The sequence below is a fragment of the Yeosuana sp. genome, from assembly GCF_057126245.1.
This window is the reverse complement of the sequence record NZ_DBNGMQ010000121.1, coordinates 1-17,412: the sequence shown is the minus strand read 5'-3', so window position 1 is coordinate 17,412 and position 17,412 is coordinate 1. Positions and strand designations below refer to the sequence as shown.

Below are 17,412 nucleotides of genomic sequence, written 5' to 3'. Positions count from 1 at the left end.
CTCATCAACTCCCAATTTGTCTACGATAATCGCTTTTACTCTTGATGCAATGTCTGACATAATCTTTTAATTTAAGGTTTTAATTAGTTGGCAAAAATAAAAAACTTTATTTTTAAAACACGACTTTTAATTTAAAAATGTGTTGGTAATTTACCAAATAACTTTTAAGTATTCGTAATTTACCTTCTAATTGTTAATAATTATTCTTTTTTTTGTTCAAATATTCCTAACATTATAATTCTGTAAAATGAAACGTATTGTAATTTTTGCGTCCGGAAGTGGTACTAATGCTGAGAATTTAATTACCTTTTTTCAAAATAGCGATAAGGCCGCCGTTATTCAGGTGCTAACGAACAATCCTCATGCCAAAGTTCTAGACCGTTGCAAAACACTTAATATTAGTGCCTTTTCATTCAACAGAATAGCATTTACAACAACCAATGATGTTCTTGATTTATTAAAAACATCGCAACCAGATTTAATTGTTTTAGCTGGTTTTTTATGGAAATTTCCCGAACATATTTTAAATGAATTTCCTAATAAAGTCATTAATATCCATCCTGCCTTATTACCGAAATATGGAGGAAAGGGCATGTATGGCATGCGTGTTCATCAAGCTGTTGTAAAAAATAGAGAAGTTGAAACTGGCATTACTATTCATTATGTAAATGAACATTATGATGATGGCGCTATTATTTTTCAAACAACCTGCGAGGTTCTAAAAACAGATTCTGCGGAAGATGTTGCTGTTAAAATTCACGAATTAGAAATGGAACATTTTCCTAAGGTAGTTGAGTCTATTCTATTCCCTCATGAGTAAAAAAAAGAAAAAATATTATACCGTTTGGAAAGGACATCATACTGGTGTTTTTGAATCTTGGGATGACTGCAAAGCTCAAATAACAAATTTTAAAGGTGCTCAATATAAATCCTTTGAGAGTTTTGATGCTGCCAAAGAAGCACTAAAAGGAAATTATAAAAACTACATAGGGGCATCAAAAATATTTAAAAGTAAGTTGTCTAAAGAGCAACTTAAAAAAATTGGCTTACCTAATTATAACTCTATTTCGGTCGATGCTGCCTCAAGTGGAAACCCAGGTAAAATGGAATATAGAGGTGTTGATACCAAAACAAAAAAACAATTATTTATTCAAGGCCCTTTTGAGGAAGGCACTAATAACATTGGTGAATTTTTAGCCATTGTTCATGGGTTAGCACTTCTTAAAAAAAACAATAGCAATCTAATTATATATACTGACTCAAGAACTGCCATGAGTTGGGTTAAAAAGAAAACCTGCAATACTAAATTAGAACGAAACACTAAAAACAAAAAACTGTTTGAATTAGTAGACCGTGCTATTAACTGGCTTAAAACCAATACTTACAATACGACTATTGTAAAATGGGAAACCAAAGCTTGGGGAGAAATTCCCGCAGATTTTGGGAGAAAATAAATTCGGTTTTTAGCAGCTAAAAGCATTATATTTGCACAAAATTATCAACCCTCTTTATGAGTAAATTAGTTATTGTAGGTACTGTAGCATTTGATGCTATTGAAACACCTTTCGGAAAAACCGATAAAATACTTGGCGGTGCAGCAACTTTTATTGGTTTATCTGCATCACAATTTGATGTTGATTCGGCTATAGTTTCTATAGTTGGTGGTGATTTTTCTCAAGAATATTTAGATCTTCTATCAAGTAAAAACATAGATGTTTCAGGTATTGAAATTGTAAAAGAGGGAAAAACATTTTTCTGGAGTGGTAAATATCATAACGATATGAACTCCCGTGACACTTTAGTAACCGAGCTTAATACCCTTGCAGATTTTAACCCCGTAGTTCCCGAAAATTATCGCGATGCCGAAGTGGTAATGCTAGGTAATTTGCATCCTATGGTTCAGTCTAGTATATTAGATCAAATGACCACTAAACCAAAACTAGTTGTTTTGGATACTATGAATTTCTGGATGGATAGTGCTCTTGAAGACTTGCACAATGTTATCAAGCGCATAGATGTTATTACCATTAATGATGAAGAAGCAAGACAATTAACAGGAGAATATTCGTTGGTTGTTGCAGCAAGAAAGATCCATGAAATGGGTCCGAAATATGTGGTTATTAAAAAAGGAGAACATGGGGCATTATTGTTTTATAATGATAATGTGTTTTATGCACCAGCCTTACCTCTAGAAGAAGTATTTGATCCGACAGGAGCAGGAGATACTTTTGCAGGTGGATTTGCTGGTTTTATTGCAAAAACAGGAGATACATCTTTTGAAAATATGAAGAACGCTGTTATATATGGTTCAACATTAGCTTCATTTTGTGTGGAAAAATTTGGTACAGAACGCATGAAAAATTTAACAAGCGACGAAGTAAATAAGCGCTTGTTGCAATTTAAGAAACTAACACAATTTGAAATCCTCTTGAACGATAATTTGTAATTTTACGTTATGAAGATGATAAGCCGACTAAATATGACTGTTAAAAAGCAACTGTTAAAAACAGATAAAATAGCATTAACATAAACTAGCGCGCTCTAAATAGAGCGCGTTTTTAATTTGATCAAAACAAAAAAATACTACTAAAATGAGTGATGCCTTAAAACACGAATGTGGAATAGCTGTTATAAGACTTTTAAAACCGTTAGAGTTTTATAAAGAAAAATATGGAAGTGCTTTTTATGGTGTAAATAAAATGTATCTCATGATGGAGAAACAGCACAACAGAGGTCAAGATGGTGCTGGTTTTGCAAGTATTAAATTAGATACAAAACCTGGAGAGCGTTACATTAGTAGAGTGCGTTCTGTAGCACAACAACCAATTCAAGATATTTTTGCTCAAATTAATCAGCGTATCAATAAAGAGTTAACTGAAAACCCTGAATATGTTGATAACGTTTCTTTACAAAAAAAGAATATTCCCTATGTTGGAGAACTTATTTTAGGACATGTTAGGTATGGTACTTTTGGTAAAAATAGTGTAGAAAGTGTTCATCCATTTTTAAGACAAAATAACTGGCAGCATAGAAACCTCATTCTTGCAGGTAATTTTAACATGACTAATGTTAAAGAATTATTTCAAAACCTTATTGATTTGGGGCAGCATCCAAAAGAGTACACTGATACCATTACCATCATGGAAAAGATTGGTCACTTTTTAGATGACGCTGTGAGTAAAATTTATAAAGATCTTAAAAAGGAAGGGTATAATAAAAAAGAAGCTTCACCGCTTATAGCAGAGCGATTAAAGGTCTCAAAAATTTTAAAAAAGGCAGCAAAAAATTGGGATGGCGGTTATGCTATGGCTGGACTTATTGGCCATGGAGATTCTTTTGTGTTACGCGACCCTGCCGGTATACGGCCAGCGTTTTATTATCGAGATGATGAAGTGGTTGTAGTTGCTTCTGAGCGCCCTGTTATTCAAACTGTATTTAATGTCAATTTTGAAGATATTAAAGAATTAGATCCAGGTCACGCTATTATTATTAAAAAATCTGGAAAAGCAGCAATCAAAAAAATATTAGAACCTCTAGAAAGAAAAGCCTGTTCATTTGAGCGTATTTATTTTTCACGAGGAAGTGATGCCGATATTTATCAAGAACGCAAAATGTTGGGAAGATTGTTAATGCCTAAAGTTTTAGAAGCCATTGATAATGATATAAAAAATACCGTTTTTTCATACATCCCAAATACGGCAGAAACATCTTTTTTTGGTATGATAGAAACTGTTGAAGGCTTTCTTAATAAGAAAAAAACAGACGCTATTTTAAACGGAGGTAGAAATATATCTGCAGAGCGAGTCACTCAAATTTTATCTGAGATGCCAAGAATTGAAAAAATTGCGATTAAAGATGTTAAGTTAAGAACCTTTATTACTGAAGATAGTAGTCGTGATGATCTTGTTGCCCATGTGTATGACGTTACTTATGGTGTTATAAAACCCACAGATAATCTTGTTATTATAGATGATAGTATTGTGCGAGGTACCACATTAAAAATGAGTATCATTAAAATGCTTGATCGTTTACATCCTAAAAAGATAGTAATTGTCTCTTCAGCGCCACAAATTCGCTTTCCCGATTGTTATGGTATAGACATGGCAAACCTAGAAACCTTGATAGCTTTTAGAGCAGCCTTAGCATTATTAGAGGAAAACAATCAATATCACATTGTGAAAGATGTTTATAATAAATGTATAGATCAAACTGAATTAGAAGACAAGGAAGTACAAAACTTTGTAAAGGAAATTTATGAGCCATTTACAGATGAACAGATTTCAGATAAAATATCAGAATTACTCACTGGTGAAAATGTAAAAGCAGAGGTAAAAATTATTTTTCAACCCGTTGCAAATTTACACAAAGCATGCCCTAATCATTTAGGCGATTGGTATTTTACAGGTAATTACCCAACGGTAGGCGGAAATAGAGTCGTTAATCGCGCCTTCATTAATTTTTACGAAGGCAATAAAAAAAGAGCATATTAATTAAATAATCCTAAAATTCAAACACTTTATCTGTAAAATCATCATTTCATCTAAAAAAAATGCAGTTTATCTAAAAAATGAATTTGTTATTTAAAATACCTATAAATTAGTTTCACCATAACATAAGTAGGTTAAGTTCATGGTAGATTTGGGGCAAAAAAAGGTGAACTTCTGTTCGCCTTTTTTTATGCCCTTTTTATGTTAAAGGTTGTTATTCATTATTACATTTCAAAATTACAATTTACTTTCTGCTCCGTTTAAGCTAAGATATGAGTAGTTAAGCTAAAATATTTTCTCAGTTACTCGTGTCTGCATACATTTGACTCACCATAACATAAGTAGGTTAAGTTCATGGTAGATTTGGGGCAAAAAGGTGAACACTTGTTCACCTTTTTCATTTTATAAAATACTTTCAAAAAATTAATCTCATTTTTAAGCATAAAAAAAGCAAACCCAAATAGGTTTGCTTCTTATTTTAAAAAAGTTTTTTAAATCTTATTTCGCTTCGGCATAACGTTTTTCAACTTCATTCCAGTTAATCACATTAAAAAACGCATTAATATAATCTGGACGACGATTTTGATAATGTAAATAATAAGCATGTTCCCAAACATCCAATCCTAATATGGGTGTTCCACCACAACTTACTCCTGGCATTAAGGGATTATCTTGGTTAGGTGTTGAACAAACTTCTACTTTTCCTCCTTTGTGTACACATAGCCAAGCCCAACCAGAACCAAATCTAGTGGCGGCAGCTTTGCTGAAGGTTTCAATAAATTTATCTTTAGACCCATAAGAAGCTTCAATAGCATCTTTTAATTCGCCCGACAAATATCCTTTCCCTTCTGGATTCATCACCTCCCAAAATAATGAGTGATTATAAAATCCACCTCCATTATTTCTTACAGCACTATTATTCATATCTAAGTTAGCAAGAATATCTTCAATTGATTTATTGTCTAAATCTGTACCTGCAATTGCAGCGTTTAAGTTATTTGTATATCCTTGGTGGTGTTTTGTATGATGTATTTCCATTGTGCGAGCATCAATGTGAGGCTCTAGAGCGTCGTATGCGTATCCTAATTTTGGTAATTCAAAAGCCATAATTATTTTGTTTTAATTTGTTAATATTTTATTTCATTCAAATTTAAGCATTTACTTATAAATGATTTGATTTAAAAATAATTAATTGTTATCAACTCATTGATAGTTTTTATCTTGTATGCAATTTCTATATTTATGCAAAATAATACGCCTTTTACAATTTATAACGCTTCTGCTGGTAGCGGGAAAACTTATACACTTGTAAAAGAATATCTAAAAATTCTTTTCCTATCTAATAAAAAAGATCCCTTTAAGCATATTTTGGCCATTACATTTACTAATAAGGCAGTAGCTGAAATGAAAGATCGTATTATAGATACATTAAAACAGTTTTCAGACACGGCTATTTTAAAGGAACCCAATAGCATGTTTACCTCACTTTGTGATGAATTGCAAACGGATGCTGCTTTACTCCACTCAAAATCACAAACCCTTTTGCAAACTATCATTCATAACTATGCCGCATTTGATGTTTCAACCATTGATGGCTTTACTCATAAATTAATTCGCACGTTTGCTCATGATTTAAAATTGCCTTTAAATTTTGAAGTGGAATTAGACCAAAACAGTCTTTTAAATGAAGCAGTTGATGGTTTAATTGCTAAAGCTGGAATTCATAAAGAATTAACTAAAGTATTAGTAGATTTTGCTATTGAAAAGGCTGATGATGATAAAAGCTGGGACGTAGCCTTTGATTTTAATAAGATTGCTAAGCTACTAGTAAATGAAAACGACATTCCTTTTATCGAAAACTTAAAAGACAAATCGGTTGAAGATTTTAATAATCTAAAACAACACCTAAAACAATTAATTATACGTACAGAAAAAAACATTATTACAAACGCAACCGCTGTTTTAACCTTAATCGATGAATGCGGATTAGAGTTTAACAATTTTTCAAGCAGTTATTTACCAAAACATTTTAAAAATTTAGCCAATGAAAAGTTTGATTTAAATTTTGAAGCAAAATGGCAATTAGATTTAGTTGAAAATAATCAACTATATCCTAAAAGAGTAACACAAGACCTTGCATCAATTATTGATACGATTCAACCGCAACTAATTTCAGCATTTAATGAGACCAAACAAGCTGTATATCATCTTAAATTCTTAAAATCATTTTATAAAAACATCACGCCTTTATCGGTTCTAAATGCTATAAATAAAGAACTTTCAACACTTAAAGAAGAGCAAAATAAAATGCTTATTTCTGAATTTAACAGCATTATAAGTTCCGAAATAAAAAACCAACCAACCCCTTTTATTTACGAACGTATTGGCGAAAAATTCAATCATTATTTTATTGACGAGTTTCAAGACACTTCTATTTTACAATGGGAAAACTTAATTCCTTTGATAAACAACTCTTTAGCTACCGAAAACGGAAGTGCTATGTTAGTAGGTGATGCAAAACAATCTATTTACCGCTGGCGTGGTGGAAAAGCAGAACAGTTTATTGATTTATTTAATAAGAAAAAAACACCATTTCAAACAACACAAAAGGTTTATGACTTACCAACAAACTACAGAAGTTTTAAAGAAATTGTAAATTTTAATAATGGTTTTTTTAAATATCTGTCAACACAGGTCTTTACGAATAAAGATTATGAATTGCTTTATGAAAAGGCGTATCAAAACCACTCTTTAGAGCAAGATGGTTTTGTAAATATTTCCTTTTTAGACATGACGAGTGATGATAATCGGGATGACCTTTATTCTGCTCAAGTTTTTAAAACTATTAACAGCTGCCTTGAACGTGATTTTAAGCTAAAGGATATTTGTGTTTTAGTTAGAAAAAAGAAAGAAGGCGTTGCTATTGCAACCTATTTAAGTCAAAAAAATATTCCCATTATTTCTTCTGAAACTATGTTAATTTATAATGCTCCAGAGGTTCAATTTGTTACAAACACGCTTCAACTTTTAATTCATCCTAAAAACAATGAAATAAAAGCAACGGTTTTAAATTATTTGTGCGCGCTTTTTAATATTGACGATAAGCATCAATTTATAAGTAACCATATTCATTTATCTGTAAATGAATTATTCAAAACGTTAGAAAGGCATAATGTATGCCTAGACCCAAATAAACTCATGCAACTTTCATTATTTGATTTAACTGAAGCTATTGTAAGAGAGTTCCATTTAGTAAAAACGTCTAACGCTTACATTCAGTTTTATTTAGATATAGTGTTAGATTATAATGAAAAAAAAGGCTCTGATATTTCTGGATTTTTAGAGTATTTTGAAAAGAAAAAGGATGCCCTGAGCATTGTATCGCCTCATGGGCAAAATGCAGTTCAAATAATGACCATACATAAATCTAAAGGTCTTGAATTTCCAGTTGTTATTTTTCCTTATGCCGATTTAGATATCTATTCTGAAATAGACCCTAAAGAATGGTTTCCGCTAGAAAAAGAGGTCTATCATGGATTTTCGAATGCCCTATTAAACTTCACAAAAGATTTTGAACATTTTGGCGATGATGGTTTTCAGATTTACAACGAGCATCTATCTGAACAAGAACTAGATAATATTAATTTACTTTATGTCACCTTAACAAGATCCATTGAACAATTGTATGTGATTTCAAAAAAGGATGTTTCCACGAAAGGTATTGTTAATGAAAAAAGATTTTCGGGCTTGTTTATCAATTACCTGAAGCATCTAGGGCTTTGGAATGATTCTGATTTAACTTACTGTTTCGGATTACCCATAAAGTCTTCAGAAAACATTGAAAAAGAAAATTTAGTTTTAGAAGAACAAGAGTTTATTTCGAACGCAAAAGAAGATCACAATATTAAAATAGTAACAAATTCTGGTTATCTATGGGATTCTTTTCAAGAAGACGCTATAGAAAAAGGGAATCTTCTGCATAGTATCATGTCAAAAATTAGAACTAAAGACGATATTGACACTGTATTTAATGATTTTTTAGAATCCTCTATGATTAATGAAGAACAATCTATCAAACTAAAGACCATAGTGGTTGATATTGTTGAACATCCAAAATTAAACGATTGCTTTAATACTGAACATATTATATATAACGAACGGGATATCATTGCTGAAAACGGACATATTTTAAGGCCTGATAGAATTGTTATCAATTCAAAAAAAGAAACCTATATTATTGATTATAAAACAGGAAAACAAGAAAAGGAACATACACAACAATTAGTATTCTATCAAGATATTTTGGAGTCTATGGGGTTAAAGGTTATTAAAAAAATTCTTATTTATATAAATAATTCCATTATCGTAAAAGAAGTATAACTTTGTAAAAACTAAAAAAATGTACGGCAAACTAAAACAATATTTACAAGAAGAACTTAAGGCGATAGAAGAAAATGGTTTATTTAAAAAAGAACGAATTATCACCTCCGCTCAAGGACCAGAAATAACTTTAAATACTGGCGAAACCGTTTTAAACTTTTGTGCCAATAACTATTTAGGATTGTCGTCTCACCCAGATGTTATTCAAGCAGCAAAAGACACTATGGATACCCATGGCTTCGGAATGTCTTCAGTAAGATTTATTTGCGGAACGCAAGATATTCATAAAGAACTTGAACAAAAAATTGCCGATTTTTATCAAACCGAGGACACCATATTATATGCAGCCGCTTTTGATGCCAATGGTGGTGTTTTTGAGCCTTTACTTGGTGCTGAAGATGCTATCATTTCAGATTCGTTAAATCATGCGTCTATTATTGATGGTGTTCGCTTGTGCAAAGCAGCCAGATATCGTTATGAAAACAGTAATATGACAGATTTAGAAAAGCAACTTATATCAGCCAATGATAATGGGGCTAGGTTTAAACTTATAGTTACTGATGGAGTGTTTTCTATGGATGGATTAGTTGCTCCACTTGACAAAATTTGTGATTTAGCAGAAAAATATGATGCTTTGGTAATGATAGATGAATGCCATGCAGCCGGTTTTATTGGCAAAACGGGTCGCGGTACACTCGAAGAAAAAGGGGTGTTAACTAGAATAGACATTATTACAGGAACATTAGGCAAGGCATTAGGCGGGGCTATGGGTGGCTATACAACAGGCAAAAAAGAAATTATAGAAATACTTCGCCAACGTTCAAGACCCTATTTGTTTTCAAATTCGCTTGCTCCTGCCATAGTTGGTGCGTCTATAAAGGTTTTTGATATGCTAAGTAATGATTATAGTCTAAGAGACACTTTAGAATGGAATACCAATTATTTCAAAAAAGGAATGAAAAAAGCTGGTTTTGATATCATAGATGGCGATTCTGCAATTGTTCCAGTTATGTTATATGATGCAAAACTCTCTCAAAACATGGCAAATATGCTATTAAATGAAGGTATTTACGTTATTGGGTTCTTTTTTCCAGTTGTTCCAAAGGAAAAAGCAAGAATAAGAGTACAGTTATCTTCAGCACATACAAAAAGCCATTTAGATAAGGCTATTACTGCATTCATAAAAGTTGGAAAAACACTAAAAATAATATAAAAACCCCATGAACTGTAGATGCTCAAACGGTTTATTCGATTTTTTTTTATATTTGTCTTTGTTAATAAAATTTAACAACTTACTTTTGTTTACAATTAACACTTAAAAATTAAACTTTTGAATATGAAAAATCTTAGCAGATTATTGTTCGCTATGTTGCTTGTACTTGGTTATAGCAACGTTAATGCGCAAGACAAAAACAATCCATGGCAAATAACTATTGGAGCAAACGCAGTTGATGCTTATCCTTCAGGAGATGGTGCTCCATTTAGTGAGACTATCTTTAGTAAATTTGTTGATATTGACAATTACAACATTTTACCTTCTTTATCTTCTATTTCTGTTTCTAAATATCTAAGTGATGGTTTCTCTTTTGGAGTAACTGGATCTATCAATAAAATTGAAAATTGGGGAGAAGATGGAAACGGTAATGCTTTATCAGTAGATGATTTATCTTACTATGGTCTTGATGGTACTATTAAATATAGTTTTCAAGAATTAATTGGTGGTAACACATTTGACCCTTATTTAGGTGTTGGTGGTGGTTACACTTGGATTGATGAAATTGGAGCCGGAACATTAAACGGAACTTTAGGTTTTAACCTTTGGTTTAGTGAAAATGTAGGTTTAACAATTCAATCTTCTTACAAACATGCTTTTGAAGATTATTTACAAACTCATTTCCAACATACTGTTGGTTTATCTATCAAATTTGGTGGAAAAGATACAGACGGTGATGGTATTTATGACAAAGATGATGCTTGTCCAGATGTTGCTGGTTTAGCTGCTTTTAATGGTTGTCCTGATACTGATGGTGATGGTATTGAAGACAGCAAAGATGATTGTCCAAACGAAGCTGGTTTAGCTGAGTTTAACGGATGTCCTGATACTGATGGTGATGGTGTAGCTGATAAAAATGACAACTGCCCTACAGTTGCTGGTTTAAAAGCTTTAGCTGGTTGTCCAGATGCTGATGGTGACGGTGTAACTGATGCAGATGATGCGTGTCCAGATGTTGCTGGTCCAGCTGCTAACAAAGGATGCCCATGGCCAGATACTGACGGTGACGGTGTATTAGACAAAGATGATAAATGTCCAGACGTTAAAGGTACTGTTGCTAACAACGGATGTCCAGAAGTTTCTGAAGAAATTCAAAAAACTTTAAATGAGTATGCTAAAACCATCTTATTTGATACTGGTAAATCTAGTATCCAAAAACAATCTGCAGCTGTTTTAGGTGATATTATTAAAATTCTTAATGAATATCCTACATCTAAATTTACTGTTGAAGGACATACTGATAGTGTCGGTAGTGAGTCATTAAACCAAAGATTATCTGATGCTAGAGCTAATGCGGTTAAAGAATACTTAGTAGAAAATGGTATTGACGAATTTAGACTTTCTTCAGTTGGTTATGGTGAGTCTAAACCAATAGACACCAATGCTACAAGAGAAGGTAGAGCTAACAACAGACGTGTTGAAATTAACTTAGCAAAATAAAAACTAGCTTATAGTTTTAAATAAAATAAGTTTCATAAAAACGCTTCGGATATCCGAAGCGTTTTTTATTTTTATACAATGTCTAGTTTTATTTTTGATGTATTAACCGATTTGCAAAATAAGAATGCAGACATCGCTTCTGTTACCTTTATTTTACCAAGTAAAAGAGCTGGATTGTTTTTAAAGCATCAACTACCTAAGGTTGTTAAAAAAACTATTTTTTCACCTAAGATACTAAGCATTGAAGAATTTGTAGAAGAGCTTTCGCAACTTAAAACAGTACCAAATACAGAACTTCTTTTTGAGTTTTATAACACCTATTCATATTTAACAAAGAAGAGCGAGATTGAGTCATTTGAATCATTTTTAAAATGGGCGCAAATTTTACTTCAAGATTTTAATGAAATTGATAGATATCTCATCCCTCAAAAAAAAATATTTGATTATTTAAGTGATATTCAAGATCTTAATCACTGGTCTTTAGATGTCGAAAAAACAGACTTTGTAAAAATCTATTTATTATTCTGGAAACGATTATATACCTATTATTCTCATTTTACCGAGCAATTACTGAACAATAAAAGTGGATACCAAGGTCTTATTTACAGAGAGGCCGTTGAAAACTTACAAAGTTATATTCAAAATAACCAGAATACACAACATGTGTTTTTAGGTTTTAACGCCTTAAACACGTCTGAAGAAACTATTCTTCAAGAATTGCTGCAATCAGGTTTAGCCACCATTTATTGGGATATAGATGATGCCTTTATAAACAAACCATACCATGACGCCGGTTTATTCGCAAGAGCTCATAAAAACAATTGGAACTTTTTTAAAGACAACCCTTTTAATTGGATTACTAATCACTATTCAACAGATAAAAATATTTCAATTTACGGAATCCCTAAAAATATTGGTCAGGCAAAATATATAGGTTCTATATTAAACAAGTTAAAAATAGAACATAAATCTTTAAATAATACGGCTGTTGTTTTAGGTGATGAAAATTTATTGATGCCCGTTTTAAATTCGCTGCCCGCAAATGTAGATGCATTAAATATTACAATGGGATTTCCTTTAAAATCAATTCCATTAGCGTCGTTATTTGAGCAATTATTTCATATTCATAAAAACCCGTCTATATCTTTTTATTATAAAGACATTATAAAATTAGTGTCACATCAATTTGTAAGACCTTTATTTTTTGACAATAACAATAATATTGATTATACTTCAAAACTTATTGAAACTATTGAAAACAATAATCTAATTTACCTGAGTATTGATGGCCTTAAAGGGATTTGTGATAAAATCCATCATGATTTGCTAGACACGTTGTTTTTAAATTGGGACACATCTGTTGATGTAGCCTTAAAAAACTGTTTTCAACTCATTCTCAATATAAAATCAATTTTAGATGAGAATAAAACATCAAATTTAATTTCTTTAGAATATCTATATCGATTTAATGAGCTATTTAATGAGCTAAACCGTTTAAACACAACCTACAACCATATAAAAAATGTCTCAACACTTTATAGTATTTATAAAGAACTATTAAGTTCAGAAACATTAGATTTTAAGGGAGAACCTTTACAAGGATTACAAATTATGGGCATGTTAGAATCTCGTGTTTTAGATTTTGAAACGGTTATTATTTCATCTGTTAATGAAGGCATTCTTCCTGCAGGAAAAAGTAATAATTCCTTTATCCCTTATGATGTTAAACTGGAAAATAAGTTGCCAACTTATAAAGAAAAGGATGCGGTTTATACCTATCATTTTTACAGACTTATGAGTAGAGCTAAAAATATTTTTATACTTTACAATACAGAAGCAGATGCTTTAATTGGAGGCGAAAAGAGCCGATTTATTTCTCAATTAGAAATTGAAGGAATTCACAAAATATCTCATCAAGTTATTACTCCAACTGTCCCTATTATAAACCAAAATTTAAATACTATTGCAAAAACTCCTGATGTTATAAATAGATTGATAACACTTGCTGAAAAAGGATTTTCTCCATCATCATTAACCAATTATATAAGAAATCCCATTGATTTTTATTATCAAAAGGTCTTAAATATTAAAGAATATGACGAAGCTGAAGAAACCGTTGCAGCCAATACATTAGGAACCGTTATACACAATACCTTAGAAGATTTTTACAAGCCACTGCTCAATACATTTTTGACAGTAGAGGTAATAAAAAAGATGAAACCTCAAATAGAAAAAACGGTCACACATCATTTTAAAGACGTTTACAAAGAAGGTGACCTTTCTAAAGGAAAAAACCTAATTATTTTTGAAATTGCTAAACGTTATGTTTCTAACTTTTTAGATTTAGAACTAACAGATTTAAAACGAAACAATCAAATAAAAATCATAGCTATTGAAGCTGCTCATTCTGCAGTAATTAATATCCCAAAAATTAATTTTCCAATTAAAATAAATGGAAAAATTGATCGGGTTGATGAATATAATGGTGTCACCAGAATTATTGACTATAAAACAGGAAAAGTTGAGCAAGGAGACGTTGAAATTGTAAATTGGGAAGATATTACCACTGATTATAAAAAGTTCAGCAAATCGTTTCAAATACTAGCTTATGTTTATATGATGAGTGAACAAGAGAAAATAAAACTTCCCGTTGAAGCTGGTATCGTATCATTCAAAAATTTAAAATCTGGATTTTTAAAGTTTGCTAAAAAAGATAGGAATGGCGCTTATGCAAAAAAGGACATGTTAATTACTAAAGAAACGCTTGAAAACTTTACATCTGAATTAAAAAAACTCATTCTTGAGATATGTAATCCAGACATTCCATTTACAGAAAAAGAATTATAGATTATGACTACAAACACAGCTATTATTGCAGGGAAACATAAAAAACCAATTATAATTGACTCTCATTTTTTATTAAATAACAGTGAAAAACCAATTATTATTTTTTGCCATGGTTATAAAGGATTTAAAGATTGGGGCGCCTGGAATCTTATGGCAAGCACTTTTGCGCAAGCTGGTTTTTTCTTTGTAAGATTTAACTTTTCTCATAATGGAGGAACCGTGGAGCAACCCATAGATTTTCCAGATTTAGACGCCTTTGGCTATAATAACTATAGTAAAGAATTAGATGATTTAGCATCTGTTATCGACTGGGTTTGCAATAATAACAAACTAGAAAAAGAAATAAATAGGAATAACATCACATTAATAGGACACAGCAGAGGTGGTGGCATTGTATCTATAAAAGCTGAAGAAGATTTACGAATAAAACAGGTAATTAGCTTAGCAGGCGTGAGCGATTATAAGGTTCGCTTTCCGTCAGGAAATAATTTTGAAAGATGGAAAAATGACGGTGTCTATTTTGTAGAAAACGGAAGAACAAAACAACAAATGCCTCATTATTTTCAATTTTTTGAAGATTTTATTGCTAATGAAGATAAACTTACTATCAAAAGAGCCGTAAAAAACTTAAAGATTCCGCATTTAGTTATTCATGGCGATGAAGATACCAGTGTTTCCATTGGTGAAGCCAAACAACTCCATAAATGGAACCCTAAAAGTGAATTAGTGATTGTTAAAGGCGCTAATCATGTTTTTGGAGCATCACATCCATGGAACAATGATTTTTTGCCTGATCATTTACATGATGTTATAAAAAATATAATTGCTTTTTTAAAATAAAAAATATTTATTAAGCGGAATAGAAAGTAATAAAGAAGGGGAATTAAAAGTATTTCCTTTAATTCCATAAGAAATAGTTTCCTCTTTTAAAGACAACCTTGCTTTTCTCTGGTTGCTAACTACTATTATAAATAAGGGAACACTTGCAATGGTCCACACAGTGCCCAATAAAAACATTACACTCCAATAGGCGTTGCTGAAGATTCATAATTTGCTAAACCAGCAATTGCTACAATACCTCCAACAGCAATTAAACCAGCGCCTGATATTAAACAAATACGCGCCGCCTCTTTATTTTGATGATGTTTTAAGGAATGACAATCGTTAGATTTTTTAGATGATTTATCAATTGAATCTAACATCTGTCCTTTTACAGTTTGTAGCATAAAAAAGGAAAAAAATAAAGAGGTATCTCATTAAATAAAATTATTGGTTGTGCCCAATTATAGGCTATTAAAACCTATAAAAACCTCATAGTTTCAATTTGTTTTTCGGCTCAGAATTGAAAACTTCAAAAATAAGTAGATTAACAATTTTTTAGTTGAGCCTGTTTATAATTATAAACACAAATTTAAAACGAATGAGCTTAAAAGTTGTTGGAGTGCTATTTTTACTATTGCCTTTATCATAGCCATTAGTGTGTTGATAATAATAGCTGAGGTCATATTCTTTGCCCTTGACATGACTGGTAATATTTGTGTTTAACACAAAATTTATTTTAGAATCATTTTACTGCTTTAAGCAGAAAGAGTTATTAATTTATAGTCAAATATTCGTTTTTTTTCGTGTCTTAAAGAGTCCCTAAAAAGATGTCATATTATCTAAAATTCCATATAAAGAATGCGAATACACGACTACAATTAATAGTCCGATGTTATTCATTTTATTTATTCTATTCATCATTTTTCTATTAATATTATTAGTTAAATCTACTTCAGGTTATGATGAACATGGAATGAATAATATGTCAAGGATCTATATTAGGTGCCTACTATCTATTCTCCGCGCAAAGTCGTTCTAAACATTATAATTTACTATTTCTCAAATAACATATAGATATGAAACCGTTTACAATATGGTTTATTATGCAAACAGACTGAGATTGTTAAAACATTGATATGTAATAATTTAGGTGTATTAGTTTATATCTATTTAGTATATGAAGACGCAACCTATAGACTATAACAAACTATATGTGCAAGCCAGAAAATTATTTTTTGATACAAGGCAGGCTTATAGATTATTAGATAGAAAGACAGAAAATTTGGCTTATTTGATTGCGCTAGAATCCGGATTGCGTGTTAGTGACCTACTAAAATTAAAATATGATGAAATTTATTTCAATAATAGCATCGGTAAATACCTATTTACTACTAGTATAAAAAAAACAAAGAATAGTCATACTGGTGTCATTTCAAACGAATTGTATAATTACATTAAATCATTTCAAGAAACTGTTAAAAAAGAGTTTGGATTTAATAGTGATTATATTTTTTACAATTATAAAACCAACAATCTTTATACACGACAATGGCTTCATAAGCGATTTAGACTTCTATCCGAAACTTTAGGCTTTGAAGATGCTGGTATTCAATCCATCCGTAAGGCTTCTGCTATTAAAGTTTTAAATAGTACAGGAAGTTTATCAATTGCTCAATATCATTTAACACATAAAAGAGCAACGACAACCGATAAGTATTTAGGCGTTAGTCAAGCCTCATCATTAGAGCAATTATCTAAGGTATTTTAAAATCTATCCTCTATCTTTAAATCTGTAATTACGTACATTTCAAATCGGGAAACACTAATAAAGTTACCACATTTACTAAGTTTACTGCCTATAAATACACCTTTATTTATTATTACTAATTAAAACTAACATTTGTCATATTTTAATCAATAAACTTTACTTTTATTTGTAATGTTATTTATTGGTTGGTTGAATTAATAACTCTAAAACGAGAGTCGTTCTGCAAAGGATGATTCTCTTTTTTTTATAAGTTTTTAAAATCAAAAAAGACCTTCAATCTCTTGAAAGCCTTTCTAACATTGGTGGAGAAGATCGGGCTCGAACCGACGACCCTTTTGACTGCCAGTAACATATTCAATGCTATATAATGTATTGATTTTCAATATAATATAAAA

At 31.1% G+C, this 17,412-nt stretch carries 12 protein-coding genes; 10 read left to right on the top strand and 2 right to left on the bottom strand.

What is annotated here, in order from left to right; translation table 11 throughout:
- Positions 1-247: 247 nt before the first annotated feature.
- The 4 genes from purN (at position 248) to AC15TD_RS15285 (ending at position 4,490) form a co-directional block, all read left to right on the top strand.
- Positions 248-820: a phosphoribosylglycinamide formyltransferase gene (gene purN / locus AC15TD_RS15300; RefSeq protein ID WP_484453011.1), complete on the top strand. Its 573-nt coding sequence runs from the start codon at positions 248-250 to the stop codon at positions 818-820.
- Positions 813-1,454: a ribonuclease H1 domain-containing protein gene (locus AC15TD_RS15295; protein ID WP_484453010.1), complete on the top strand. Its 642-nt coding sequence runs from the start codon at positions 813-815 to the stop codon at positions 1,452-1,454. The genes purN and AC15TD_RS15295 overlap by 8 nt, the downstream gene beginning before the upstream one ends.
- A 56-nt stretch (positions 1,455-1,510) precedes the next feature.
- Complete coding sequence (locus tag AC15TD_RS15290) at positions 1,511-2,446, top strand: PfkB family carbohydrate kinase (protein ID WP_484453009.1); 936 nt, start codon at positions 1,511-1,513, stop codon at positions 2,444-2,446.
- 145 nt (positions 2,447-2,591) lie between these two features.
- Positions 2,592-4,490: an amidophosphoribosyltransferase gene (locus AC15TD_RS15285; protein ID WP_484453008.1), complete on the top strand. Its 1,899-nt coding sequence runs from the start codon at positions 2,592-2,594 to the stop codon at positions 4,488-4,490.
- Positions 4,491-4,985: 495 nt separating this feature from the next.
- On the opposite strand, the gene AC15TD_RS15280 is transcribed toward AC15TD_RS15285, so the two are convergent.
- Positions 4,986-5,594, bottom strand: a complete 609-nt coding sequence (locus AC15TD_RS15280; protein WP_484453007.1) for a superoxide dismutase — start codon at positions 5,592-5,594, stop codon at positions 4,986-4,988.
- 135 nt (positions 5,595-5,729) lie between these two features.
- Here AC15TD_RS15280 and AC15TD_RS15275 point away from each other — a divergent pair, with 135 nt between their 5' ends.
- From AC15TD_RS15275 to AC15TD_RS15255, 5 genes are all read left to right on the top strand, one after another.
- Entirely contained in the window at positions 5,730-8,867 is a 3,138-nt protein-coding gene (locus AC15TD_RS15275) for a UvrD-helicase domain-containing protein (RefSeq protein WP_484453006.1), read from the top strand.
- A 19-nt stretch (positions 8,868-8,886) separates the two neighbouring features.
- Positions 8,887-10,080 carry a glycine C-acetyltransferase gene (kbl, locus tag AC15TD_RS15270; RefSeq protein WP_484453005.1) on the top strand — a complete coding sequence of 398 codons (1,194 nt, stop codon included), beginning with the start codon at positions 8,887-8,889 and terminating at the stop codon, positions 10,078-10,080.
- 123 nt (positions 10,081-10,203) lie between these two features.
- Positions 10,204-11,580: an OmpA family protein gene (locus AC15TD_RS15265; RefSeq protein WP_484453004.1), complete on the top strand. Its 1,377-nt coding sequence runs from the start codon at positions 10,204-10,206 to the stop codon at positions 11,578-11,580.
- 78 nt (positions 11,581-11,658) lie between these two features.
- The gene (locus AC15TD_RS15260) at positions 11,659-14,427 is read left to right on the top strand and encodes a PD-(D/E)XK nuclease family protein (RefSeq protein WP_484453003.1); all 2,769 of its coding nucleotides are present in this window, start codon (positions 11,659-11,661) and stop codon (positions 14,425-14,427) included.
- Between the two features lie 3 nt (positions 14,428-14,430).
- Positions 14,431-15,267: an alpha/beta hydrolase family protein gene (locus tag AC15TD_RS15255; RefSeq protein WP_484453002.1), complete on the top strand. Its 837-nt coding sequence runs from the start codon at positions 14,431-14,433 to the stop codon at positions 15,265-15,267.
- A gap of 176 nt (positions 15,268-15,443) precedes the next feature.
- Here AC15TD_RS15255 and AC15TD_RS15250 read toward each other — a convergent pair whose 3' ends face one another.
- The gene (locus AC15TD_RS15250) at positions 15,444-15,653 is read right to left on the bottom strand and encodes a hypothetical protein (RefSeq protein ID WP_484453001.1); all 210 of its coding nucleotides are present in this window, start codon (positions 15,651-15,653) and stop codon (positions 15,444-15,446) included.
- 773 nt (positions 15,654-16,426) lie between these two features.
- Between AC15TD_RS15250 and AC15TD_RS15245 the strand changes: the two genes are divergently transcribed.
- A complete protein-coding gene (locus AC15TD_RS15245) occupies positions 16,427-17,017 on the top strand; it encodes a site-specific integrase (protein ID WP_484453000.1) in 591 nt (196 codons plus the stop codon).
- Positions 17,018-17,412: the final 395 nt, after the last annotated feature.

Excerpts from the sequence above, each read along its gene's own strand:
- AC15TD_RS15285 (WP_484453008.1), top strand. The coding sequence starts at position 2,592 with ATGAGTGATGCCTTAAAACACGAATGTGGAATAGCTGTTATAAGACTT.
- AC15TD_RS15295 (WP_484453010.1), top strand. The coding sequence starts at position 813 with ATGAGTAAAAAAAAGAAAAAATATTATACCGTTTGGAAAGGACATCAT.
- AC15TD_RS15260 (WP_484453003.1), top strand. The coding sequence starts at position 11,659 with ATGTCTAGTTTTATTTTTGATGTATTAACCGATTTGCAAAATAAGAAT.
- AC15TD_RS15265 (WP_484453004.1), top strand. The coding sequence starts at position 10,204 with ATGAAAAATCTTAGCAGATTATTGTTCGCTATGTTGCTTGTACTTGGT.
- AC15TD_RS15280 (WP_484453007.1), bottom strand. The coding sequence starts at position 5,594 with ATGGCTTTTGAATTACCAAAATTAGGATACGCATACGACGCTCTAGAG.
- AC15TD_RS15290 (WP_484453009.1), top strand. The coding sequence starts at position 1,511 with ATGAGTAAATTAGTTATTGTAGGTACTGTAGCATTTGATGCTATTGAA.
- AC15TD_RS15275 (WP_484453006.1), top strand. The coding sequence starts at position 5,730 with ATGCAAAATAATACGCCTTTTACAATTTATAACGCTTCTGCTGGTAGC.
- AC15TD_RS15250 (WP_484453001.1), bottom strand. The coding sequence starts at position 15,653 with ATGCTACAAACTGTAAAAGGACAGATGTTAGATTCAATTGATAAATCA.
- purN (WP_484453011.1), top strand. The coding sequence starts at position 248 with ATGAAACGTATTGTAATTTTTGCGTCCGGAAGTGGTACTAATGCTGAG.
- AC15TD_RS15245 (WP_484453000.1), top strand. The coding sequence starts at position 16,427 with ATGAAGACGCAACCTATAGACTATAACAAACTATATGTGCAAGCCAGA.
- kbl (WP_484453005.1), top strand. The coding sequence starts at position 8,887 with ATGTACGGCAAACTAAAACAATATTTACAAGAAGAACTTAAGGCGATA.
- AC15TD_RS15255 (WP_484453002.1), top strand. The coding sequence starts at position 14,431 with ATGACTACAAACACAGCTATTATTGCAGGGAAACATAAAAAACCAATT.